This is a genomic window from Nonomuraea candida, from assembly GCF_000725485.1.
Classification (GTDB): Bacteria; Actinomycetota; Actinomycetes; order Streptosporangiales; family Streptosporangiaceae; genus Nonomuraea; species Nonomuraea candida.
Window position 1 is genome coordinate 67023 of sequence record NZ_KL647034.1, and the last position, 21615, is coordinate 88637.

Genomic DNA, 21615 nt, shown 5'->3' on the forward strand with positions numbered 1-21615 from the left:
CCTCGATGAGCCCGATCTCCTGGTAGAGCTGGCGGGCGATCGGCTCCATGTAGGTCGGGCCGACGTTCATGTAGAAGTTCATCGTCTGCTGCTCGGCCGCCATGATCGTCAGGGCGTGCAGGCGGGACAGCGGCTCGGTGGCGCCCCGCTCGTACGGCCGGCGCACGTTGTCCATCGGGTCGCGGTGGTGCAGGTAGGTCGGGCGGCCCGGCATGACCTCGGTGAGCTGGTCGACGATCTTCTCGGCCTTGCGGTGCTCGATCATCTCGTACAGCCGGCTCCATCCGGGCCACCCACGCCGTCAGGTCCACGGCCACCTGCTCGTAGGCGATCGTCGTCTCCAGCACCGACGACACCCCCGGCAGCAGCCAGTTGACCGCCTTCTGCTGCTGCGCCTCGATGTAGCGCACCCGGGCGAGCTGCCGCTTGAGCTCCGGATCGGGGCAGTGGCGGGCGAGGTGGTGGTTGAACAGGATCGCCTCCACCTCGATCCCGTTCATGGTGATGATCCGGCACCGCGTGTACGGGTCGGCGTGGTCGGGATCGATGGGCGTGACGTTCAGCTCCCGCCAGTTCCGCAGCTGTTCGTCCAGCGGGATACCCCGCTCCTGGAGTGGGTCGAAGGCCATGTCGCTGCGCGTACCCGGGGCCGGGGCCGGCAACCTCCGCGTTCGGTCCTCGAACGGCCCGTGTTCGGTAACGGGGAGCGTCGGGGCCCCGCGGCTGGGTAGGGCCCGCACGTGGCTGAACAAGATGTCATCGACCTGCTCGTGGCTCAGCACGGCCGGATCAGGGACCTGTTCGACGAGGTGGAGCGGGCGCCCGCGGAGAAGGTCGGGGAGGCGTTCGACCGGCTGACGCGCCTGCTGTCCGTGCACGAGACGGCCGAGGAGGAGATCGTGCACCCGTACGCGCGCAGGAAGCTCGACAACGGTCAGGGCGTGGTGGCCGACCGGCTGCGCGAGGAGAACCGCGCCAAGCGACTCCTCCTCGACCTGCACAAGGCGGGGGTGGACCATCCGGGGTTCTGGGACGGCCTGGCCGAGCTGCGTACCGCCGTGACCACGCACGCCCGCAGCGAGGAGCGCTACGAGTTCGCCCGGCTGCGCCAGCACACCTCCACCGTGGAGCGGCGCACCATGGCGGCGGCGGTGCGCGCGGCCGAGGCGATCGCGCCGGTGCGCCCGCACCCCGGCACCGAGTCCGCGACCAAGAACGTGCTGCTGGGCACGCCGCTGGCGCTCATGGACCGGGCCCGCGACCTGATCCGCAAAGGGCTCGGGAAACGCTGATCCTCCGGCCGGGGCGGCGCTCCCGGGACCGTGGGGGCCCTTAGGCGGCGGGCGAAATGTCGGGGTACTAGCGTCGCAGGCATGGAACCCATCGTCCGTGACGCCGACATCGCCCCCGTCGCCGCGCTGATCGCCGACCCCACCCGGGCGGCGATCCTCACCGCGCTGCTCGACGGCCGCGCGCTGGCGGCGGGGGAGCTGGCCAGGGTGGCGGGGGTCAGCGCCGCCACCGCCAGCGCCCACCTGGCCAAGCTGCTCGACGGCCGGCTCGTGGGCGTCGTGCGCCAGGGCCGCCACCGCTACTACCGCCTGGCCGGGCACGAGATCGCCGAGGTGCTGGAGGCGCTGGCCGGGATCAGCGCCCGCCCGCCGGTGCGCTCGCTGCGCCAGTCGCGCCAGGCCCGGCAGCTGGAGGAGGCCCGCACCTGCTACGACCACCTGGCCGGCCGGGCCGGGGTGGGCCTGCTCGACCGGCTCAAGGAGGGCGGCTACTACGACGGGCACGACGTGACCGAGGCGGGGGAGCGGCTGCTGTCGGGGCTGGGCGTGGACGTGGCGGGCGCCCGCGCGTCCCGGCGGCGGTTCGCGCCGGAGTGCCTGGACTGGACCGAGCGCCGGGCCCACCTCGGCGGGGCGCTCGGGGCGGCGGTCACGGAGGTGCTGTTCGAGCGCGGCTGGTACCGGCGGGGGAGCGTGCCCAGGGCGGTGATCCTCACGGACGCGGGCCGGGAGGGGCTGGAGGAGCTGTTCGCAAGTAAGGAGCTAACATCGGTTACGCCGGTTACCTAAGCGAGAGAGACGCCAACATGCGCGACAACGAGGTCGTGAACGTCGGTCCGGAGCCGCTGACCTTCGACGACGTCATCAAGGTGGCCCGCCACGGCGCCCCCGTACAACTCACCGACGACGCCATTGCCGCCATCGCCGCCGCCCGCCAGCGGGTGGACGAGCTGGCCGAGAGCCCCGTGCCCGCGTACGGCATCTCGACCGGGTTCGGCGCGCTGGCCACCCGCCACATCGACCCGGCGCTGCGCGCCCAGCTCCAGCGCTCGCTGGTGCGCTCGCACGCCGCGGGCAACGGCCCCGAGGTGGAGACCGAGGTGGTGCGCGCGCTCATGCTGCTGCGCCTGAGCACGCTGGCCACCGGCCACACCGGCGTCCGGCCGGCCACGGCCAAGACGCTGGCCGCGCTGATCAGCGCGGGCATCACGCCGATCGTGCACGAGTACGGCAGCCTGGGCTGCTCCGGCGACCTGGCGCCGCTGGCGCACGTGGCGCTCACGCTCATGGGCGAGGGCGTCGTGCGCGACGCCTCGGGCAACGTGCAGCCCGCGGCCGAGGCGCTCAAGCAGGCCAGGATCGACCCCGTCGAGCTGGCCGCCAAGGAGGGCCTGGCGCTGATCAACGGCACGGACGGCATGCTCGGCATGCTCATCCTGGCCATCGACGACCTCACCCGGCTCGTCAGGACCGCCGACGTGAGCGCCGCGATGAGCGTGGAGGCGCTGCTGGGCACCGACCGCGTCTTCGCCCCCGAGCTGCAGGCGCTGCGCCCGCACCCCGGCCAGGCGCTCTCGGCCGCCAACATGACCAGGGTGCTGCGCGACTCGGGCGTCATGGCCAGCCACCGCGACCCCGCCGCCTGCACCCGCGTCCAGGACGCCTACTCGCTGCGCTGCGCCCCGCAGGTCGCCGGGGCCGCCCGCGACACGATCGCGCACGCCGCCACCGTGGCGGGGCGGGAGCTGGCCAGCGCCATCGACAACCCGGCCGTGCTGGCCGACGGCCGGGTGGAGTCGAACGGCAACTTCCACGGCGCGCCCGTGGCGTACGTGCTGGACTTCCTCGCCGTCGTGGCCGCCGACCTGGCCTCGATGTCCGAGCGCCGCACCGACCGCTTCCTGGACGTGGCCCGCAACCACGGCCTGCCCGCGTTCCTGGCCGACGACCCCGGCGTGGACTCCGGCCACATGATCGCTCAGTACACCCAGGCGGCCATCGTCTCGGAGCTGAAGCGGCTGGCCGTGCCCGCCAGCGTCGACTCCATCCCCAGCTCGGCCATGCAGGAGGACCACGTCTCCATGGGCTGGTCGGCCGCCCGCAAGCTGCGCAAGTCGGTGGACGGGCTCACCCGGGTGCTGGCGATCGAGGTGCTCACCGCCGCCCGCGCGCTGGACCTGCGGGCCCCGCTGGAGCCGGCCCCGGCGACGGCGGCCGTGGTCAGGGCGCTGCGCGAGACCGTGCCCGCGCCCGGCCCCGACCGGTTCCTCGCCCCGGAGATCGACTCCGCCGTGCGGCTGGTGGCCGAGGGCGGCGTGGTCGCGGCGGCGGAGACGGTCACGGGCCCGCTCGACTAGGTGCGGCCCCGGTCAGGGGCCCACGTCCATCACGCCGCAGATCTCGCAACGGTAGATCGTGCCCCGGTGGTCCTCGCCGAACTCGTTCCACATGTGGGCGCTGCCGGTCAGATCGTAGGGGTCGGCGGAGCAGCGCATGCGCGGCCCGCGTAGCTGGCTCACCGTCGTGGCCGGGTCACTCTCGGTCGCGTCAAAAGGGGTGGGGGCCGTGGGCGTGAGCATGAGGTCTCCCGGGGGTCGAATCAAAACCAGCCGTAATCGTGCAGGCTTCTTTCCGAAAAAGAGCGCTTCAAAACCGTTCAGCAGAGGTGAGGCACGTCATCGGCCGTCCGCGTGGCCTGGCCGGAACCGAGGATGGTGAGCATGGCCGCGGGCGCGCTGCTGTGGATGTTCAGCAGCGGCCAGGTGCCGGTCATGCGCAGCAGCCGGGCCGGGAGGCCGTGGACGCCCGCCAGGTGCAGGGTGGTGCCCTGCTCGGTCAGGGTGGCGTGCAGATTCGTCAGGGCGCGCACGCCGCCGCTGTCCATGAACGTCAGCAGCCGGCAGTCGATCACCGCCGGCAGGCCCGGCAGCGACTCCTGGCGGACATGCCGCTCCAGCAGGCCGGCGTTGGTCGCGTCCACCTCGCCGATCACCGTGATCAGCACGCCACCGTCCAGGCGATGGGACCCCAGCGTAAGGGGAGTCCTGACGGGCTCGAGGCCGTCGTCAGGCAGGCAAGCGCTGTGAACGGTCATGGTGTCCTTCTCGGGCATGGAGGGGTGTCTCGATTCTCCTCTTCTGAAGCATAATGCGCGAAAGATAATACCGGAAGATTCCTTCGTGTGATTAAAGTCTACGCAGGTGCCCGGCCATGCCGCCCTCGCGAGCGTACGGGCGTGGTAAAAGGGGAGGTTTGTGAGCACGTCCGTCAACCGCCCCAGCACCTGGACCTTCCTGACACATCACGCCCGCGTGCTCCTGGAGATCGCCCGCGATCCTCAGGCGCGGGTGCGTGACATAGCGGGCAGCATCGGCATCACCGACCGGGCGGTGCAGGGCATCGTCTCCGATCTGCACCAGGCCGGCTACGTCACCATCCAGCGGGTGGGCCGGCGCAACGAATACAGCCTCAATCTCGAGGCGCACTTCCGCTACCGCACGGAGGCGGACCTGCCGGTCCGCCTCCTGATCGACATGTTCGCCCAGCACGACCTGCCGAAGTCCGGCGGGTAGGCCCCGCCCGGCTCAGCGGGCGGGCAGCGCCACGTCGAGCTCCACCTCCAGCAGCAGCCCCGGCATGAACAGCTTCGACACCTCCACGGTCGTGCTGGCCGGCGGCGTGCCGGTGATGTACCTGCGGCGCACCCGCGCGTACTCGGCCCGGTCGTCCATGTTCGTCAGGTACGTCCTGATGAACGCCACGTCCTTCCAGGTGGCCCCCTGGTCGGCGAGGATGCGCGAGACGACCTCGAAGACGTGCTCGGCCTGGGCCGTCATCGAGCCCTCGCCCACCACCCTGCCCTGCTCGTCGAAGGCGGCCTGGCCGGACACGTGCAGCATGTCGCCCACGCGGACGGCGTGCGAGTAGTTGCCGTTCGTCGCGGGGATCGTCGAGAGGTTCAGCGGCACCACCCGGCAGCCTTCCTCTCCCGCCGCCGCCCGGCCGTCCCCTTCGCCCGCCGCCGCCCGGCCGTCCCCTTCGCCCGGCGCCGTCCGGGCGCCCGCTCCGTCGGGCCCGCCGGCCCGCCCGGCGACGTGCCGCGCGATGGCCGTCAGGTCGCGTTCGCCGAGCCCGGCCGCCCGCGCCTGCCGCATCCTGGCGCGGGCCGCCGCGGCCAGCGTCGCGCCCTGCCATGCCGCCAGCTCCAGGTCCTTGGCGGCGTGGGCCAGCGAGTAGCGGGTCCGCTCCGCCGGCACGCGCAGCCGCTCGGCGAGCGTGCCCAGCGGGGTGCCGGACAACACGTCGATCAGCGTGTCGCGGTCCACGCCGTGCGCCTCGCCGTACGCGAACGTCTCGGCCAGCAGCACCTGGGCCGGGACGAGCGCGCTCATCACCGCGAGCTTCATGGCCGCGCCGGACCCGAGCGGCCCGCACGCGCGCACCGAGCCGAACACCTCCAGCACCTCGCGGCAGCCCGACAGGTCGCCGCCGGCCAGCACGGTCAGCGTGCCCTCGGCCGCCGGGCCCACGCTGCCCAGCACCGGCGCGTCCACCAGCGCCACCGGCGCGGGCAGCAGCTCGCGCAGCCCGCGCACCGCCTCGGGCCCGATCGTGGACATCTCCACCACCGTCGCCCCCGGCCGCAGCCCCGGCAGCGCCGCCGTCAGCACCTCCCGTACCGCCGCCGGGTCGCTGAGCATCGTGATGACCAGCTCCGCGTCCTTGACCGCGGCGGACACCGGCACGCCGTCCGCGCGCCGCCACGTCGTCACCTCGTGCCCCGCCCCGGCCAGCCGCCGGGCCATGGGGACGCCCATGCGTCCCTGTCCGAGAAAAGCAATCACGCCCCCAGTGAACAGCCAGGCCAGCCATTCCACCACCGACTACATTGCATGGCAGCCATGCCTGACACGAATGCCTTTGACACGAATGCCTTTGACACCGCCACGCTCCGCCTCTTCGACGAGGTCGCCCGGAGCGGCTCCTTCACCGCCGCCGCCGAGCTGCTCGGCTACACCCAGTCGGCGGTCTCCCGCCGCGTCGCCGCGCTCGAACGCGCCGCGGGAGGGCCGCTGTTCGAGCGTCTGGCCCGCGGCGTGCGCCTCACGCCCGCCGGGCGGGCGCTGCACCGGCACGCCGCCGCCGTGCTCGACCGGCTCGAACGCGCCGGCGAGGAGCTGGCCGCCATCCACCGGGGGCACGGGGGCATCCTGCGGGTGGGCTCGTTCGCCACGGCCAACATCGATCTGCTGCCGGGCACGCTCAAGCGGTTCCTGGAGCGGCGGCCCGGCGTCGAGCTGCGGCTGACCGAAGGGCTCAGCTCCCGGCTGATGGAGCTGCTGCGCGCCGGGGCGCTCGACGTGGCCGTGATCAGCGACTACCCGGCGGGGCTGCCCGGCGAGGGGGCGCGCACGGTGCCGCTGCGCACGGACCGGCTGCTGGTCGCGCTGCCCGCCGGCCACCGGCTGGCCGGCCGGCCCGAGGTGGACCTGCGCGACCTGGCGGAGGAGAGCTGGATCGAGGCCGCCCCGCGCGGCCAGCCGACCCTGCTGGTGGCGGCGTGCGCGGCGGCCGGGTTCACGCCGCGGAGCGGGCCCCGGGTGGCGGAATGGTCGGGCAAGTTCGGGTTCGTCGCCGCGGGGCTCGGGGTGACGCTGGTGCCGGAGCTGGCGGCGCGCGCCGTACCGGCCGATCTGGTGCTCAAACCACTCAGAGGCGGTACGACCCCCGCACGCCAGGTCTACGCGGCCCTGCCCGAGTCGCCACTGCCCGCCGCGCTGGAGCTGGTCGAGATGCTGGGAGAATGGGAGGTGTGTACGACGGTTTCGCCCACTTAGGCGGTTTTCTCGCCAGCGGGTTGCGTGACGTGACCTCAGACCTCGCCGCACTCGACGGGGAGGGCTGGTGGGCCGTCGTGGTCGACTACGAGGGCAAGGTGACGTGCGCCCGGTTCGACCGGGTGCGCAGGTCACCCCTGCCCGCTCCCGCCGCCCCCTGGCACGGCCCCGGCCCCGGCCAGTGGCGCAGCTCCCTCGACCGGGCCGCGTACGAGAGCGGCGTGCGCGCCATCCGCGCCCACATCGAGCGGGGCGAGGTCTACCAGGCCAACCTCTGCCGCATCCTGAGCGCGCCCGTCCCGCCCGGCGCCGACCCGCTCGCCCTGGCCGCCAGGCTGGCCGAGGGCAACCCGGCGCCGTACGCGGCCGTGATCCAGCTTCCCGGCCTGAGCGTGGTCTCGGCCTCGCCCGAGCTCTACCTGTCGCGCGACGGCGACGTCGTGGAGTCCCGGCCGATCAAGGGCACGGGCGCGACCGCGGACGACCTCCTGGAGAAGGACTACGCCGAGAACGTCATGATCGTCGACCTGGTCCGCAACGACCTCGGCAGGGTCGCGGCCGTCGGCTCGGTCGAGGTGCCGTCGTTGTGCGAGGTCGAGGAGCATCCCGGGCTCGTCCACCTCGTCTCCACCGTCCGCGCCCGGCTCGCGCCCGGGGCGGGCTGGCCGGAGCTGTTCGCGGCCACTTTCCCGCCCGGCTCTGTCACGGGCGCGCCCAAATCGTCCGCGCTGCGGATCATCAATGAGCTCGAACGGGTGCCCCGCGGGCCGTACTGTGGGGCCGTGGGCTGGGTCGACGCCGACCGAGGCAGGGCGGCGCTGGCCGTAGGCATCAGAACATTCTGGATCTCTTCCGGCGAGATCCGGTTCGGCACGGGAGCGGGCATCACCTGGGGCAGCGACCCCGGGCGCGAGTGGCTCGAGACCGAGCTCAAAGCAGCCAGGCTGATCGCGCTGGCATCCACAGGAGGAACTGAATGAACATCCCTGTCTGGGTCAACGGCGAGCTGCTCGACCCCGCGCAGGCCACCGTGTCCGTGTTCGACCACGGGCTGATGGTCGGGGACGGCGTCTTCGAGACCATCAAGATCGTGAACGGCAGGTCGTTCGCGCTCACCCGGCACCTCGACCGGCTCACGCTCTCGGCCCAGCGCATGGACCTGCCCGACCCCGACGTCGAGGCCATCGCCGACGGCATCGCCAAGCTGCTCGACGCCGCGCCCGCCTGGGAGCTGGGCCGCATCCGCGTCACCTACACCAGCGGCCCCGGCCCGCTCGGCTCCGACCGCGGCGACCAGGGCACCACCAGCGTCGTCATCGTGGACGAGCAGAAGCCGTTCCCCGCCACCGCCGACGTCGCCGTCGTGCCCTGGCCCCGCAACGAGCGCGGCGCGCTGGCGGGCGTCAAGAGCACCTCCTACGGCGACAACGCCAAGGCCCTGCTGCACGCCAAGAGGCGCGGCGGCGGCGAGGCCATCTTCGGCAACCTCGCGGGCGACCTGTGCGAGGGCACCGGCTCCAACATCTTCGTGGTCCGCGACGGCCGCCTGCTCACGCCCACCCTCGGCTCCGGCTGCCTGGCCGGCGTCACCAGGGCCCTGGTGGTCGAGTGGTGCGGCGCCGAGGAGGTGGACGTGCCCCTCCAGGCCCTGTACGACGCCGAGGAGGCGTTCCTCACCTCCACCACGCGCGACGTCCAGCCGATCCGGCGGGTCGACGACACAGTGCTGCCGGCCGCGCCCGGCCCGATCACCGCCAAGGCCATGCGCGTCTTCGCCGAGCGCTCCGCCGCCGACCTCGACCCATAGGCGCTCGGTCATCGGCCTGGACCGGAGTGAGCGCGGGGGGCGTGCCCTGGATTCGCCCTGTATTTTCGGGTTCGCCTCCGGGCCTCGCTGCAGCGGGTTACGCTTCTCGCGCAGATTCGCCCGGACCCGATGAGAGTTCTTGATGAGTGGGGATGGCGGCGCGCAGGTGCCGCCGATTTCAAGAATGGGCGCGATCGTGGCCGTGGAGCGCGTGCTGGCACGCACTCCCGCGCTCGCCGTCCTGCTTCCGATGATCGCCGCCTATGACGTCGGCTGCCTGTTGAGCCTCGACGTCGTGGCACGGAACGCCGCTGCTCCGCGCGGCCTGGCGCTCCAGCTCGACGCCGCGTTCTCCGGTGAGGAGAGCATGTCGCTGCACCTTGTGCTGCGCTATCCGGACGGCGCCGAAGTGGCCTCCGGCGACGATCGCCACTGCGCTCCGCCGTGCCTTTCCTGGTTTCCGGGAGGGGTGCGCGGCGATGCGGCGTACACGCTGTATCAGATGCCCTTGTGGCTGTCTCCGCTGCCGCCGGCGGCGGACCTCCAGCTCACCGTGGAATGGCCGTGGGCCGGGATCGGGCCCACGGCCGTCACGCTCGACGGCGCCGCCATCGCGCGGGCGGCGGCGCGGTCGGAGCGCTGCTGGCCCTCATGACGGCCGGCCGCGCTTCTGAGGGCGGGCCGCCCGGCCGTCAGTAGACCTTCTGGGTCTGGACGTTGAAGTCGTCCATCGTGACCTGTTTGGCCGGGTCGGTCAGCGGGTCGGTGATCTCCAGGACGTCCAGGCCCTCGGTCATGTCGCTGGAGTAGATGTAGCCGTTGTAGTAGTAGGCCGACCAGGAGCCCGCGATGCCGCCCTCGATCGGCCCGCGCTCGAAGAAGCCGATCTCCTTCGGGCTGGCGGAGTCGGTGAAGTCCCAGATCGACACCCCGCCCTGGTACCACGCCTGGACCATGATGTCCTTGCCCTCCACCGGGATGAGGGAGCCGTTGTGGGCCACGCAGTTCTCGTTCTCCTGCTGCTCCCGGGGGATCTTGAAGTAGCCGCGCCGCTCCAGCTGACCGTTGACCAGCTCGTAGACGGCGTTGGCGCCCTTGGTGCTCGGCGTGTTGCGGTCACAGGTGGCCTGGCTGCCGCCGCCCAGCTCGTCGCCGAAGACGATCTTCTTCCCGTCGTTGCTGAACGTGGCCGAGTGCCAGATCTGGAAGTTCTCCCGGTCGGTGAGTTGCTGGAGCACCTTCGGGTTCACCGGGTCGGAGATGTCGAGCAGCACGCCGTCACCGAAGCAGGCGGCCGCGGCCACCTTGTTCTGCGGGAAGGCGGTGATGTCGTGGCAGCCGGAGGAGAACTCGGAGTTCGCGCGGTCGGGGAAGAGGTTGGGCTTGTTCACGATCTTCGCCGACTGCGGCGACCGCGTCGGGATCTCGACGATCTGGATGAGCTCGTGCGGCGGCCGGCAGGTCTCCGACTCGGGCTCGGGGCCGGGGGAGGAGACGTACACGTACAGCGTCTCGCCGTCCGGGACCATCGTGTGCGTGTGCGAGCCGCAGTCGGTCTGGACCGCGCCCACGTACCGCGGGCTCTTCTTGTCGCTGACGTCGAAGATGCGCAGGCCCTCCCAGCGCCGCTCGCCTTCGCCCGAATCGCACTCCGGGCCGTCGCGCGGCTCGTCGATCGAGAGCACCAGCAGATCCCCGTACACGGTCACGTCGTTCTGCTGCGCCGGGCAGGCCACCTGGCTGACCAGCTGCGGCTTCGTCGGCTCGCTGATGTCATAGATCGCGAAGCCGCCGAAGTTCCCCATGTAGGCGTAGTCCCCCTGGAACGCCAGGTCGGTGTTGAGGTTGCCCTCTCCGCTGAGCGGGCCCGTCCTCGGCAGGTTGGCGACGTGCTTGACGTTGTCACTCATGGCCACGGCGCCGGGGCTCAGCGTGGCGGTCGAACCGGCCGGAGCGCTGGTCTCCTGCGAGGTGGTGGCGGGCGCCGGCTCCTCCGTCGCCGACGGTTCCGCGGCACACGCGGACGCCAGCAACAGCACCGTACACAACAACGCTCCGCGCAACTTGGCAGAGATCAACGCGCATCCCCTTTGTCTCGTAGCTCACTATGGAAGCTATGTCAGCAGGTTATGGGCCGCGTACGGTCTTCATTGCGGTTATGACTACTTTTGTCCTCGCCTCCTGCTCGCAGCAGCCCAAGGCGCCGGCGGGGCCGTCCCCCGTGGGTACCGAGGCGCCCGTCATCGTGCCGGGCGGCCCCGGCACGCCGGCCCGTACGGCGACGCCGGGGGAGCGGGTCGGGCCGACGCCGTCACCCACCGTGGCGGCCGACGTCCGGTTCGCGGAGCGGATGATCCCGCATCACCGGCAGGCCCTGGAGATGACCTCGCTGGTGGAGGCCCGTACGACCAACGAGTCCATCCGCGCCGTCGCCCGGCAGATCGCCGCCGCGCAGGGCCCGGAGATCAGGGCGATGACGAGCTGGCTGGCCGAGCTGGGCCGCACGGTCCCGGCGGGACACGGGCACGAGCAGGGGATGGCGGGCTACGGCATGGCGACGCAGGAGGAGCTGAACGCGCTGCGCGCGGCCCGGGGAGGGCCCTTCGACCGGCTGTTCCTGCAGCTCATGACCAGGCACCACGAGGGCGCGGTGAAGATGGCGGGGGAGCAGCTGGCCGGGGGGCGGGATCAGCGCATGCGGCTGCTGGCCAAGGATGTCTACGCCGGGCAGAGCCTCGAGATCGACCGCATGCGCAAGCTCCTGGCGTCACTCCGCGCGTGACCGGCGCGGCCCTCGCCGGCTCGCGTACGGGAGGGGCCGCGACCGGTCCGGTCCAGCTCGCGTGCGGGAGGGGCCGCGACCGGGCGGGCTCGCAGCCGGGAGAGAGAGCTCACCCGGCTGCGAGGGCGGGCCGGAGGGCTTCCAGGCGTAAGGGGAGGCTCCGGCGGGCGGAACCTCCCCTTGCATGATCACGTCCGGCCTCTTCGAGAGACTGCCGGACGACTGCCGCGCGTGCCCTGCCGGGTCAGGACGGCCAGAGCATGTTGGTCAGCTCGGCGTCGAGATCCATGAAGTCGGTCTCCCGGCCGGCAGGCACCTTCTCGTAGGTCCGGTGGAGGAACTCCGTGAGCGGGGCCAGCGGCACCTCGAACAACGCCTGCCCGAAGGGAGACGTCAGGCTGATGTGGAGCGTGCGCTCGCCGTCGGCGCGTGCGGGCCAGACCTGCACGTCGCCGTCGCCGACACGCCTCACGATGCCCACGGTCAGCAACTCGCGGGCGAAGATCCACTCGACCGGCTCGTCGTTCCCTACGTGGAAGGCCATGCGGATGGCGTACGGATCGTCGGCTGTGTAACTCAGTCCGGCGAGCAGGGGGACGGTAGTACGGTCGGGGACCACAAGCCGAAGGCCAAGCTCGGCGGAGACGGTGGTGCTGTTCATCGTCAGCCAAACCTTTTCGTCGTAGGTCCCCTCTTCGGGGCTTTCACTGCTCTGACGGACTTCGTCCTGAGCTATGACGCGGAACGAAGAAACCTGTAGGAAAGATTCCGCTCCCAGGGCGTTCTGTAACGCACATCACAGCTGGACATTTAGGCATCTACCAGGCTAAACGGCATCAATCGGGTCGTATTTGCAAGGGTTTTGCGTGCTGTGGAGCCTGCCCCGGACACGCCGCCCATGAACGTTCCTGACTGAAGATCTTGGCCGTCGCGTTCGGGGACACGACGATGGTATGCCACCCGCCCGCCGCGCCGATGGGCAACCGCCGCGTTTCACCCGAATCCCTCTGACGGGCTCACCGGGACCACCCGCCGGCCTCCTTGATCGCCCCCGGAGGGTTTCGGTTCGCCGTGGGTGCGGGAGTGCGGTATGGTTTTCCCCGTCGGCACCGCAAGGAGCCGGCAGGGGCGGGCGATTAGCTCAGCGGGAGAGCGCTTCGTTCACACCGAAGAGGTCACTGGTTCGATCCCAGTATCGCCCACCACAGATCAGAGGTCGTTTCCCACTCGGGAAGCGGCCTCTTTCGCTGTCCGGGATGTCCGACCGCGGGAGCGAAATGGGAGTGCCCTGCCGTTCACGTGGGCGCAGTCTCCACCGGGACCGATCGCCCTGCGACGAGAAACTCTCTCGCCCTGGTCCACGGATCGGGCGAGGGCTTCTCGGCATGTCAGCGAGTGCGGTACTCCACCCACCTCCGGCACGCTGCCGCCATCTCCAGCCGCTTGCCCGCAAGAAGGCTGGGGCCGGCAACGGCCATCCGGTGGCCCGCAGCAGGCCGCCGATCTTCCCGGACGCGGGCGGGGCAGGCCACGGCATGGGCGGCAGATGGAGGCGACGGCGTCCAGCACGGCGGGAACGTCGCCAGATCCGGGCGACAGGTCCGCGGCTGTGCCGGGCACGTGCTCGAACAGGAGCACATGCCAGCCGTCTGTGTCGCCTGCCCACAGCGGTGCGGGCGCGGGGACGTCGCCCGGTAGCGCCCGCACGGCGGCGCGCTCGTGCAGGAGGTGCCTGGCGGCGGGAGCAGCGGCGGGGGCCGCCTTGACGAAGAAGACGGCTCCCGCGCCGGTGGTGATGGTGGCGGCGACGCCTGTGGTCAGCCCGATCTCCGCCGACTGTGCGGCGGCGACGGGGCCGGTGCGCGCCTCGACCGCGGCACGGGCCTGATCTGGCAGGTCAGACCATTCACTTCGGATCCGGCGAGTCATGGCATCCCGCGTGGCATGGGTGACAGTCGGTGGTGCTGCAGTCGGCGCGAGGCCGGCGCCCGGGTGGGCGGCGCAGGCGGCGAGGAAGCCCGCTCTGAGCGGGCCTTTTGCCGCCTGCTGCGGTTCGTGCCCGCGAGGCGGAGGTCGCGGCCAGCAGGCCCATGTCCGAGCTGGAGATGGCCCGCAAGCATGGTGCGGCGCTGGAGCGCGAGCAGCAGTCGAAGAATGGCGTCGGCTCCTCCGCCGCCCACGCCAGCCCCAAGGGCGTAGACCTCATGGCCGGCCTGCGGGCGGGGCAGACGAAGGAGTGGCGGTACTGACATGGAACAGCCCTCGCCTGGTGTGGCGAGGGCTCGTGCTCTCCAACGCCGGGATGCTCCTTCCGCGTCTTCTACTCGCCGATCTTCTTGGCGTACAGCGTGATCAGCGTGTCCGTGCTCACCTTCCGCCCAGCGGGTGGCGTCTGCTTGGTGACGACCCAATTGCGGTCGAGCACCTGGAGCCGGTTCTGTCCCGTGGCGTCCTTGTCGTTGAGCACGTAGAAGCCTGCCGCCTGGAGCGTGTCCTGGCCCTCTTGGAGGTTCATGCCGACCACGTTCGGCAACCTCTTCTCTTCCGCAGCCTCGCTCGGGGACCCTTCGCGCTTGGGCGGATCGGTCTCGTCCGGGCTTGCGGTGGGTGTGGGGGTGGGGGTGGGGGTGGCTTGGACGGTCGCGGTAACGGTTTCGACGGGCGCGGCCGGCGCGGTGCCGGCGCCGCACGCGGTCAGGAACGCGGTCGCGAGGACGGCGAGAGCGGGACGCTTGGGCAACGGGCACTCCTGTGGCTCGGGGCTGGATGTGACAGGAGATGAGACGCCGGAAAGTGTGATCAGGTTGTCACGGAGTGTTGTCTCGGCGGGCCCCGCTGCCTTGAGTTGCCCGGGCAGTTGCCCGGCCAGAACGTCGCCCTGGATAGGCGGATGGTCCTGCCGGCCACATCACCCCAGCCGAGCTGATCGGGTCGGCGCCGCGGTGATGTCCGTAGATTGGGCAGGGCGGGACCGCCCGCATGGAGCCGGCCTTACGCGCGATGGGAATGTCCAGGTGAGTCTGGGGTTCGGTCGTCGAGCGGCTCGCCGGAACCGCACACCCCGGGGAAGGCGACGCCGACACGAGAGGCGGGCCACTCTTCAGGGGGCCGGCTCTTTCGCGTGTGTGAAATGCACACCCGCTGGTGACAGATCGCATCTGGGAAGGGCCGGCCGCCGCTTCTACCGTCGAGGCATGACCGTCAAACGCTTCGCCGCCGCCGTCGGTGCGGCGCTGCTGGCCACCTCCGTCTTGGCCGTACCGGCACACGCGCGGGCCTACGACTACGTGTGCCTGCTCGGCGGCCAGACGTTCCCGCCTGTCGGGCTGAACTACGACTTCTTGGGCCACGGATGCCGAGGGACGGGCAGCGTCGACGTGACGATCGCGGCGCCGCCGGCGTATCACTTCTGCCGGACGGCGGAGATCACCAACACGGGGACCCGATCCCTGTGGGCGACCGACTGCGTGCAGATCCAGGACTGAACGGTCGCCCTGCGACGAGACGCCACTCGCCGCTCTGGTCTCTTCGGTCCTGTCCGCTCATCGGGGCCGCCTTCGGGGGTTCTGGGTGCCCGGAGCGGACCCCGATCACGCCTGCCGTAGGACGTTGTCCGGTGATGGCGAGATCCGCGCCGGCGGACAGGTCGTCCAGCGCGCGCGGGTCGAGCGCCGTCCAGTAGCGGCGGCGGCCGTGTCCGGGTTCGGCGTCCGGCCGTACCCGCTGGGAGCGCATCATCATGTACGCGGCGCCGCCCACGACACGGCCCTGCGCGGTGCCGTCGCTCTGCACTTCGAGGCGGAGGGCGTGGCCGGCGCCGAACCCGGGATGCCACGGCAGCACGATCACGCCGCCGGGCCGCGTCTGCTCCACCCACGCATAGAACCCTCGGCAGGTGCGATGGACGTCCTGCGCCATGCCGGGCCGTTTCTGCTGTCAGGAGGAACCCTCGCCCTCATGGGCGCGGGCCTCCGGCTTTGCTTTCTGAGCTTCTCGAGCTCTTGCTTCTGCAGCTTCGACGGCCCCGATGTACTCCCGGCAGGAGTTCGCGCCGGCCAAAGTCGTATGCATGCCCTTGAGCCGCTGGCGGAAATCGTCATCGGTGAATTCACCGATGATCACCTGCGGCTGCAGAAGCCGGTTGTTCCGCTCCTTGAGCCATGCGTCGTCAAGTTCCTGTGCGGGTCGTTCTTCTTCCGGGGGTCCGGGAGTCCGCGCCGCATGGCCCCGTGAGCCCGGTGTTCGAATTCCTGGCTGGGTTTGGGATCAAGCCTGAGCAGCTTGACCACGGCCTCACGGGCGATGAGAGAGGCGAGGCTGCCGATGACGGCACCGGCCAGGGCGAACAATCCGGGAATGATGATCTGGGCCCAGTGCACCTTCTGACCATCGACGCAAGAATGCGGCAACGCCAGGGGGATTCATACCTCTCGAAAGTGCAGCCGACAGCTGCCCGCCCTGTAGGAAATCCGCCGTGTAGAGAAATCCGCGACTTCCGCCGCGACGCATCGGCCGGCTCACAGTCTCGCTCCATGGCTTGGGTGCGTCGGCCCGCCTTTCGGCTGCTGCGGGCGGCTATGTGTGGTGCAGAGCTGGGGGAGGGGTGGGTCTTTGGGGGGTCGGCTTGGAGGTATCGGAGGGCTTGATGTGGTAAGTCGCATTCCGTGTTGACTTGGGCGCGAAAGCGGCTCTTGTCGGGTGATCGGCGGATAGTTACGCTTTGCCCGTTTGGTCAAGGCTCTGATCCTCGAGAGTCAGGACGTTCGTTCCTGCTGCGCAGAGGTGGGAGCGACGTCCGGCATTCGCCGAGGTGAATGCCCTTCGTTGTGGGTCGGAGTGTGATGACGCATGTCCGGGAAGCGGTGCTGGGCTGATCGTCTCTCGGCGGCCAAGCTCGTCTTAGCGGTCCTGGCGTTCGTGATGCCGGGGCTGCTGCAGCTTTCCGCTCTTCCGGTGGCGGCCGACGTACGGCAGCCGGACGTGAACGTGGACACGCCCAAGCAGCAGCGGGGCGGCGCCGGAGTCGCGCCCGTCCTGGTTCCCACCTCGGTCACCCAGCCGGATCACCGCGTACAGGCGAAGGCCCGGATCAAGCCGCCCAAGGGCGCCCTGGGGCCGGACCGGCTCTATGCCGGCGAGCGCCGTGCCGAGGGGCGGGAGCGTCCGAAGGCGGGGATGCCCCGGGACGGGGTCGAGCGGAGCCTCGCGGCCAGGGGAGTCGAGCGGCAGGCGGCGGCGGACAAGGCGGCGGACAAGGCGGCGGACAAGGTGACGGCCGCAGGCACGGCCGTAAGCAGGGATGCGGGCATTACGGCGGGTGCTGCGGCGGCTGATCCGCCCGCGTTGTGGTCGACGCAGCCGGTGAGCGGCGTCCAGGTCGACACCCTGACCCCGCAGCTCCGGCTGGAGGCGTACGGCTACGGCTCCACCCCACCGTGGGAGGTCGAGCGTCAGTACAAGATCTGCGAGGAGACCAGCACCGGCGGGACGGGCACGTGCACCACCTCGCCCTGGCTGGGGTGGACTGACCCGTTCTGGACGGTGCCCGCCGGCAAGCTGGGGTGGGGCAAGACCTACACCTGGGAGGCGCGGGCCCGGGACAAGACGACCGGCGCGACCAGCGTGCTGACCGACATGTACTTCACGACCGGTGTGCGCCAGCCGCTGGTGAGCTCGCTGCTGGCCACCAGCGGGGTCGACGGCCAGGAGTTCCACCAGGTGGCCGGCAACTACACCACCACCGTCACGGACGCGTCGGTCGCGGCGGCGGGGGCGGTCCCGCTGACCGTGGTGCGCTCCTACAACAGCCTGGACCGGCGGGCCAAGGCCATGTTCGGCGCGGGCTGGTCCACGCGCTTCGACATGAAGATCGAGTCTCAGGGCGGCACGCCGGAGTCGCTGCTGCTCACCTATCCGGACGGGCGGCAGCTCAGGTTCGTACGGCACCTCGGCAAGAGCACCTACCAGTCCCCGCCCGGCATGCACTTCACGCTGACCAAGCAGGCCGACGGCGGCTGGAAGCTGATGGACAAGCAGTCGACCGTCTACGATTTCGACGTCCAGGGCCGCCTGCTCAAGGTGACCGACAGCCGGGGCCGCGGTCAGCAGCTCAGCTACACCGACGGCAGGCTCATCAAGGTGACCGCGGACGGCGGGCGTTCGCTGACGTTCGCCTGGACGGGTGATCACGTCACCACGGTGACCACCGACCCGGTCGGCGGGGCGCCACTGACCTGGACCTACCACTACGACGGCGATCGCCTGGCCAAGGTGTGCGCCCCCGGCCAGACCACGGCCTGCACCGTGTACGCCTACGACAGCGCCTCCCGTTACCGGGAGACGGTGCTGGACTCCCGTCCGGTGCACTATTTCCGGCTGAGCGAGGTGCGTACCGAGACCTGGCCGGAGATGGGCACTGTGAAGTGCCTGCCCGACGAGGCCGACGCGGTCGGGTGCCGGACGTTCGGCAGCGGGGTGCTGACCGGTCAGCCCGGCGCGCTGGCCGGCACGACCAACGCGGCGGTCACGTTCCAGGGCAGCGGGCGTTCCTCCCACTTCGAGACCGGCCCGATGCTGCCCAAGCTGGGCGACCAGATGTCGGTCGAGGCGTGGTTCAAGACCACGAAGTCCGGCTTCATCTACTGGGCCGCGCGCGGCGGGTACGGGATGGGCTCGTGGAACCCCTCCTCGCCCGGTCTCGGGGTGCCCGGCCTGTACGTCGGCACGGACGGCAGGCTGCGCGGCATGCTCAAGATCCACGGGACGGAGACCGGTGGCACTCCGGTGGCCTCGCAGCAGGCCGTCAACGACGGCCAGTGGCACCACGCGGTCATCACGGCGGCCGACGACGTCACCACGCTGTACGTGGACGGCACGGCCGCCGGCACCCAGCCCATCGGCGTGGAGGACTGGGACTGGGTCAACGGCTCGGTCATCGGCACCGGCGCGGCCGACTCGTCGCTGCCGGGCACGCCCGCCGGCGTCACCCAGCCGAAGGAGTTCGGCTTCCAGGGCTCCATCGACGAGGTCGCCTTCTACAGCCGCGCCCTGACCGCGGCCGAGGTGCGCAGCCACTTCGAGGCGCGGGCGGAGGCGGCGTACTCCCTGTCGAAGATCACGCTGCCGTCCGGCCGCACGTGGATGTCCAACACGTACGACCCGGCCACCGGGCGGCTGAGCACGCACACCGACTCCGACGGCGGAACGTGGAAGATCGGCGTTCCCGTCCTCGACCACACCAAGTGGACCAGCACGGTCACCGTCACCGACCCGTTCCAGAACGACCTGAAGTTCGAGTACGACCCCTGGCGCGGCTACCGGCAGGTGTCGGTGACCGACCAGCTGGGGTACAAGACCGCCTTCACCTACGACACGGGCGGTTTCTCCTCCGAGGTCATCGATCCGAACAACAACAAGGTCACCCGGGCGAACGACGAACGCGGCAACATCATCAGCACGACCACCTGCGAGAACGCGAGCAGGTGCCAGACGGTCCGCACCGAGTACTACCTCAACACCGCCAACGAGCTCGATCCGCGCAACGACCGCGTGGTCAAGGTGCGCGACGCCCGTTCGACGACCTCGTACGACAACACGTACGCGACCGCGTTCGAGTACAACTCCTTCGGCGAGCAGGTCAAGCAGACCACCCCGGCCACGCCGGACTTCCCCGGCGGACGCTCCTCGACGATCGCCTACACCGACGGCACCGAGCCCGCCGTGGGCGGCGGCACGACGCCGGCCGGGCTGGTGAAGTCGGAGACGGACTACCGGGGCAAGACCACCACGTATGCCTACACGGCCTCCGGCGACCAGGCCGAGGTGCGGCTGCCGGCCGGGCTGGTGATCAAGTACGGCCATGACGCGCTGGGCCGGGTGGTGTCCAAGACCGAGGTGTCCTCGGCCCACCCGGACGGGGTGACCACGTCGTTCACCTACGACGGTGAGAGCCGGGTGCTGTCGCACAAGGGGCCCGGCGTCAGGAACGAGGTCACCGGCGTCACGCACACGTCGGAGCTGAGCTACACCTACGACCCGGACGGCAACCCGCTGACCGAGACGGCCTCCGACCTGACCGGCGGGGACCCGGCGCGCACGGTCACCTACACCTATGACGACTTCGGCCGGGTGGAGACGGTGACCGGGCCGGAGGGCGGCAAGGTCTCCTACGAGTGGAACGCGCGGGGCGACCAGAGCAGCATGGTGGACGAGCTCGGCAGCCGCTTCGAGTTCGGCTACTCCAAGCGCGGCGAGCTGGCCACGCGCACCCTGAAGGGCTGGACGGGCAGCCCGGTCTCGCCGCAGCCGGCCGTGGACGTGGTGCTGGAGTCGTTCTCGTACGACCCCGGCGGGCGGCTGGGCGCCCGGGTGGACGAGATGGGCCGCAAGACCCGCTACACCTACCGCGGCGACAACCGGCTCCACGAGGTGATCGCCGACGACGTCAAGCCGAACGCCGAGACCACCCCCCGGGACGTGGTGCTGGAGCGGAACACGTATGACGCGGCGGGCAACGTCGTGGAGGTGGTCGGCGGCGGCGGCATCGAGCGGGTCGGCTTCGTGGTCGACGCGGCGGGGCGGCTGACCTCCGAGACGTTCGACCCCTCGGGCCTGGCCCGCAAGAGCACCTACGCCTATGACGCCAACGGCAACCTGGTCAAGGCGACCAGGACCAAGGGCGGGACCGGGCGCGCGGAGAGCGTCGAGTTCGCCTACAACGACGACGGGGCCGGCTGGTGTCGGTCACCGGGTCGGCCTACGCGCAGCCCGGCGGTCAGACGCTGACGCCGAAGGAGGCGTTCGCGTACAACCCGGCGGGTCAGGTGACGAAGTACACCGATCCGCGTGGTTCGACGTGGACGACGGAGTACGACGCGCTGGGCAACCGGGTGCGGGTGACCGAGCCCGCCGTCACGGGCAGGCCGGCCGGTCAGTGGGTGTACGAGTACGACCTGGCCGGGGAGCTGCTCGCCGCCGTGGACCCGACCGGGGCGCGGGTGGAGAGCACCTACGACGGTCTCGGGCGGATGAACACCACGACCGTGCTGGAGCGCAAGCCGGCGGCCGAGGCGTTCGTCACCCGGCTGGAGTACAACGACGCGGGGGCGCGTACCAAGGAGATCGGGCCGCTCAACCGGACCACTTCGTGGGAGGTGAACGCGGCCGGCGAGATCACCAAGGAGACCGACCCGGCGGGCAACGCCACCTCCTACGCCTACGACCTGGCCGGGCGCTCCATCAGGGTCACCGACGCGCTGGGCAACTCGACGATCAGCGAGTACGACCTGGCCGGCCGGCAGGTCACGCTAAAGGAGACCGACGACACCGGCAAGGAACTCCGGGCGACGACCTACGGCTATGACGAGGACGGTAATGAGACCTCCGAGACGACTCCGGAGGGTCACACCATCCGCAGCGCGTACGACGCAACGGACCTGCTGACGGAGCTGGTGGAGCCGGTCGCGGACGGCAAGTCGATCACGACGACGTACGGGTATGACGTGACCGGCTCGCTGACCCGGGCCACCCATCGACCACGCCTACGACGCGCTCGGCCGCATCGTCAAGCAGACCGGCTCGGGGGCGGAGGCGGCCACGCCCGAGTGGACCTTCGACTACGACGCGGCGGGCCGCAGCACGGTCCTCGGGGACTACAGCCTGGACTACAACGACCGGGGCCTGCTCACCAGGATTGCCAAGGGCGGCACGCAGACGGTCGCCTTCACCTACGACGCCTACGGCAACCCGACCCAGAAGCAGGACGTCAACGGCACCACCGGCTACGGCTGGGACGCCGCCGACCGGCTCAAGACGTTCACCGACGCGGTCAGCGGCCGGTCCCTGACCTACGACTACGACCCGGCCGACCGGCTCAAGACGCTGACCTCGGCCAACCCG

General features: G+C 70.9%; 20 protein-coding genes, 1 tRNA gene and 1 pseudogene. 15 read left to right on the plus strand and 7 right to left on the minus strand.

All coding sequences use genetic code 11. The annotated features are described in order from the left end of the window. A pseudogene (locus IO39_RS58695) lies at nucleotides 1-265 on the minus strand (hypothetical protein); the annotation flags it as partial. 475 nt (nucleotides 266-740) lie between these two features. On the opposite strand from IO39_RS58695, the gene IO39_RS49655 reads away from it, so the two are divergent. From IO39_RS49655 to hutH, 3 genes are all read left to right on the plus strand, one after another. After that, on the plus strand, nucleotides 741-1292 hold the full coding sequence (locus tag IO39_RS49655) for a hemerythrin domain-containing protein (protein WP_043641190.1): 552 nt from the start codon (nucleotides 741-743) through the stop codon (nucleotides 1290-1292). A gap of 81 nt (nucleotides 1293-1373) precedes the next feature. Continuing rightward, the gene (locus tag IO39_RS49660; RefSeq protein WP_043641192.1) at nucleotides 1374-2081 is read left to right on the plus strand and encodes an ArsR/SmtB family transcription factor; all 708 of its coding nucleotides are present in this window, start codon (nucleotides 1374-1376) and stop codon (nucleotides 2079-2081) included. Nucleotides 2082-2098: 17 nt separating this feature from the next. Then, entirely contained in the window at nucleotides 2099-3649 is a 1551-nt protein-coding gene (gene hutH / locus IO39_RS49665) for a histidine ammonia-lyase (protein WP_043641194.1), read from the plus strand. A 12-nt stretch (nucleotides 3650-3661) separates the two neighbouring features. On the opposite strand, the gene IO39_RS49670 is transcribed toward hutH, so the two are convergent. Continuing rightward, the gene (locus IO39_RS49670) at nucleotides 3662-3871 is read right to left on the minus strand and encodes a hypothetical protein (RefSeq protein WP_043641196.1); all 210 of its coding nucleotides are present in this window, start codon (nucleotides 3869-3871) and stop codon (nucleotides 3662-3664) included. Nucleotides 3872-3948: 77 nt separating this feature from the next. Beyond that, nucleotides 3949-4296, minus strand: a complete 348-nt coding sequence (locus tag IO39_RS49675; protein ID WP_043641198.1) for an STAS domain-containing protein — start codon at nucleotides 4294-4296, stop codon at nucleotides 3949-3951. 250 nt (nucleotides 4297-4546) lie between these two features. On the opposite strand from IO39_RS49675, the gene IO39_RS49680 reads away from it, so the two are divergent. Beyond that, complete coding sequence (locus IO39_RS49680) at nucleotides 4547-4864, plus strand: helix-turn-helix transcriptional regulator (RefSeq protein ID WP_043641200.1); 318 nt, start codon at nucleotides 4547-4549, stop codon at nucleotides 4862-4864. 12 nt (nucleotides 4865-4876) lie between these two features. On the opposite strand, the gene IO39_RS49685 is transcribed toward IO39_RS49680, so the two are convergent. After that, nucleotides 4877-6136: a Rid family hydrolase gene (locus IO39_RS49685; RefSeq protein WP_084774824.1), complete on the minus strand. Its 1260-nt coding sequence runs from the start codon at nucleotides 6134-6136 to the stop codon at nucleotides 4877-4879. Nucleotides 6137-6193: 57 nt separating this feature from the next. On the opposite strand from IO39_RS49685, the gene IO39_RS49690 reads away from it, so the two are divergent. The 4 genes from IO39_RS49690 (at nucleotide 6194) to IO39_RS49705 (ending at nucleotide 9591) form a co-directional block, all read left to right on the plus strand. Then, nucleotides 6194-7129 carry a LysR family transcriptional regulator gene (locus tag IO39_RS49690; protein WP_043641205.1) on the plus strand — a complete coding sequence of 312 codons (936 nt, stop codon included), beginning with the start codon at nucleotides 6194-6196 and terminating at the stop codon, nucleotides 7127-7129. A 29-nt stretch (nucleotides 7130-7158) separates the two neighbouring features. Next, entirely contained in the window at nucleotides 7159-8109 is a 951-nt protein-coding gene (locus tag IO39_RS49695) for a chorismate-binding protein (protein ID WP_245642713.1), read from the plus strand. Then, nucleotides 8106-8936, plus strand: coding sequence for an aminotransferase class IV (locus IO39_RS49700; RefSeq protein WP_211267443.1), 831 nt, complete (start codon nucleotides 8106-8108; stop codon nucleotides 8934-8936). The genes IO39_RS49695 and IO39_RS49700 overlap by 4 nt, the downstream gene beginning before the upstream one ends. A 184-nt stretch (nucleotides 8937-9120) precedes the next feature. After that, nucleotides 9121-9591, plus strand: coding sequence for a hypothetical protein (locus IO39_RS49705; protein ID WP_043641209.1), 471 nt, complete (start codon nucleotides 9121-9123; stop codon nucleotides 9589-9591). Nucleotides 9592-9628: 37 nt separating this feature from the next. On the opposite strand, the gene IO39_RS49710 is transcribed toward IO39_RS49705, so the two are convergent. Next, entirely contained in the window at nucleotides 9629-11014 is a 1386-nt protein-coding gene (locus IO39_RS49710) for an LVIVD repeat-containing protein (protein ID WP_043641211.1), read from the minus strand. 80 nt (nucleotides 11015-11094) lie between these two features. Here IO39_RS49710 and IO39_RS49715 point away from each other — a divergent pair, with 80 nt between their 5' ends. Next, nucleotides 11095-11718 (plus strand): DUF305 domain-containing protein, encoded by a 624-nt coding sequence (locus IO39_RS49715; RefSeq protein WP_043641213.1) that lies wholly within the window; start codon nucleotides 11095-11097, stop codon nucleotides 11716-11718. A gap of 244 nt (nucleotides 11719-11962) precedes the next feature. Here IO39_RS49715 and IO39_RS49720 read toward each other — a convergent pair whose 3' ends face one another. Further along, nucleotides 11963-12379 carry an SsgA family sporulation/cell division regulator gene (locus IO39_RS49720; RefSeq protein WP_020547189.1) on the minus strand — a complete coding sequence of 139 codons (417 nt, stop codon included), beginning with the start codon at nucleotides 12377-12379 and terminating at the stop codon, nucleotides 11963-11965. Between the two features lie 469 nt (nucleotides 12380-12848). Here IO39_RS49720 and IO39_RS49725 point away from each other — a divergent pair. Further along, nucleotides 12849-12923: transfer RNA gene (locus tag IO39_RS49725), tRNA-Val, on the plus strand. An 885-nt stretch (nucleotides 12924-13808) separates the two neighbouring features. Continuing rightward, complete coding sequence (locus IO39_RS49730; RefSeq protein ID WP_157549947.1) at nucleotides 13809-13967, plus strand: hypothetical protein; 159 nt, start codon at nucleotides 13809-13811, stop codon at nucleotides 13965-13967. A gap of 71 nt (nucleotides 13968-14038) precedes the next feature. Here IO39_RS49730 and IO39_RS57325 read toward each other — a convergent pair whose 3' ends face one another. Next, nucleotides 14039-14458 (minus strand): PASTA domain-containing protein, encoded by a 420-nt coding sequence (locus tag IO39_RS57325; RefSeq protein WP_211267444.1) that lies wholly within the window; start codon nucleotides 14456-14458, stop codon nucleotides 14039-14041. Nucleotides 14459-14912: 454 nt separating this feature from the next. On the opposite strand from IO39_RS57325, the gene IO39_RS49740 reads away from it, so the two are divergent. The 4 genes from IO39_RS49740 to IO39_RS59985 form a co-directional block, all read left to right on the plus strand. Further along, nucleotides 14913-15203, plus strand: coding sequence for a hypothetical protein (locus IO39_RS49740; RefSeq protein ID WP_043641217.1), 291 nt, complete (start codon nucleotides 14913-14915; stop codon nucleotides 15201-15203). Nucleotides 15204-15327: 124 nt separating this feature from the next. Continuing rightward, a complete protein-coding gene (locus IO39_RS55795) occupies nucleotides 15328-15951 on the plus strand; it encodes a hypothetical protein (protein ID WP_157549948.1) in 624 nt (207 codons plus the stop codon). Between the two features lie 615 nt (nucleotides 15952-16566). After that, complete coding sequence (locus IO39_RS49745; protein WP_043641220.1) at nucleotides 16567-20502, plus strand: LamG-like jellyroll fold domain-containing protein; 3936 nt, start codon at nucleotides 16567-16569, stop codon at nucleotides 20500-20502. Beyond that, the coding region (locus IO39_RS59985; RefSeq protein WP_043641221.1) for a hypothetical protein at nucleotides 20454-21615 on the plus strand (1162 nt) is incomplete at its 3' end. The genes IO39_RS49745 and IO39_RS59985, both read left to right, overlap by 49 nt.

Bases quoted from the DNA above. Each gene is read 5' to 3' on its own strand.
- IO39_RS49745 (WP_043641220.1), top strand. From the start codon at position 16,567: ATGTCCGGGAAGCGGTGCTGGGCTGATCGTCTCTCGGCGGCCAAGCTC.
- IO39_RS49720 (WP_020547189.1), bottom strand. From the start codon at position 12,379: ATGAACAGCACCACCGTCTCCGCCGAGCTTGGCCTTCGGCTTGTGGTC.
- hutH (WP_043641194.1), top strand. From the start codon at position 2,099: ATGCGCGACAACGAGGTCGTGAACGTCGGTCCGGAGCCGCTGACCTTC.
- IO39_RS49690 (WP_043641205.1), top strand. From the start codon at position 6,194: ATGCCTGACACGAATGCCTTTGACACGAATGCCTTTGACACCGCCACG.
- IO39_RS49660 (WP_043641192.1), top strand. From the start codon at position 1,374: ATGGAACCCATCGTCCGTGACGCCGACATCGCCCCCGTCGCCGCGCTG.
- IO39_RS49730 (WP_157549947.1), top strand. From the start codon at position 13,809: ATGTCCGAGCTGGAGATGGCCCGCAAGCATGGTGCGGCGCTGGAGCGC.
- IO39_RS49670 (WP_043641196.1), bottom strand. From the start codon at position 3,871: ATGCTCACGCCCACGGCCCCCACCCCTTTTGACGCGACCGAGAGTGAC.
- IO39_RS49700 (WP_211267443.1), top strand. From the start codon at position 8,106: ATGAACATCCCTGTCTGGGTCAACGGCGAGCTGCTCGACCCCGCGCAG.
- IO39_RS49705 (WP_043641209.1), top strand. From the start codon at position 9,121: ATGGGCGCGATCGTGGCCGTGGAGCGCGTGCTGGCACGCACTCCCGCG.
- IO39_RS49715 (WP_043641213.1), top strand. From the start codon at position 11,095: ATGACTACTTTTGTCCTCGCCTCCTGCTCGCAGCAGCCCAAGGCGCCG.
- IO39_RS49740 (WP_043641217.1), top strand. From the start codon at position 14,913: ATGACCGTCAAACGCTTCGCCGCCGCCGTCGGTGCGGCGCTGCTGGCC.